Source organism: Leptotrichia sp. OH3620_COT-345 (assembly GCF_003932895.1).
Taxonomy (GTDB): domain Bacteria; phylum Fusobacteriota; class Fusobacteriia; order Fusobacteriales; family Leptotrichiaceae; genus Pseudoleptotrichia.
In genome coordinates this window covers 1-744 of the sequence record NZ_RQYW01000077.1, presented here as the reverse complement: position 1 = coordinate 744, position 744 = coordinate 1, and the positions used below count along the sequence as shown (strand labels likewise).

The 744-nt window shown below is 26.5% G+C and carries 1 protein-coding gene and 1 pseudogene; both read right to left on the bottom strand.

From position 1 onward, the window contains the following. Positions 1 to 203: hypothetical protein (locus EII29_RS11395; protein ID WP_125237608.1), on the bottom strand; the 203-nt coding region annotated here is incomplete at its 3' end. A gap of 268 nt (positions 204 to 471) precedes the next feature. Continuing rightward, positions 472 to 744, bottom strand: a pseudogene (locus EII29_RS12305) (hypothetical protein); the annotation flags it as partial.

The following is a 744-nucleotide window of genomic DNA, read 5'->3' as shown; positions in this document are numbered from 1 at the left end:
TCCAGTGATTTATATTGAGAACTGTATTCTATCTGTCCCTCATTTCTTAATTTTTCAAGATTGTCGGACGGTTTTACAAACTTATGTTCTTTTAAATATGCTTCTATATTATCCAGTCTGTCCGTATTATAATTTATCAGTTTTGCATTTGTACATGATATCATTAACGCTCCCAGTCCTAATCCTATTAATACCTTTTTCATATTCTTATTACCCTAAATATAATTTATCCGTCTGAATTATATTTCCCTTTCCTTTTTAATTTATTTTTATTTATAAAGATTTAAAATATTAATCATTAAATTGAAATATTTGAATAAAATCAGAAAAAATTTCTCAAATTCTAAATTTTATATACTGCGAAATGTTTTTTTTATCTTTTCCTATTTGATTTTTTCCTTAAAAGTTAAATTGGTTGCTTTATTTCTCTTTGTATTATTATTTATTGTTTTTTAATTTAAACTTCTTTAACTACTGTAACTTATTTTGTATGCCTTCAAGTCTTTGTTCCATTTTTTCAAGTACTTCATTTGTCTTATGGAATGTTTCTATATTGCCGTTTATTTCTTCCACCCTTTTCTTTATTCTTTGTACTTCCACATTCATCTTTTCACTTTCCGTCATATTTTTCTGTTTTGCCTTCATCGCTTTTGCTTCAGCTTTCTTTTTCATCTGAGCATCTTTTTTCATCTTCATTTCTTCCGCTTTTTTACTTTGTGATTCTCTTTTTATTTCTGCCGCTCT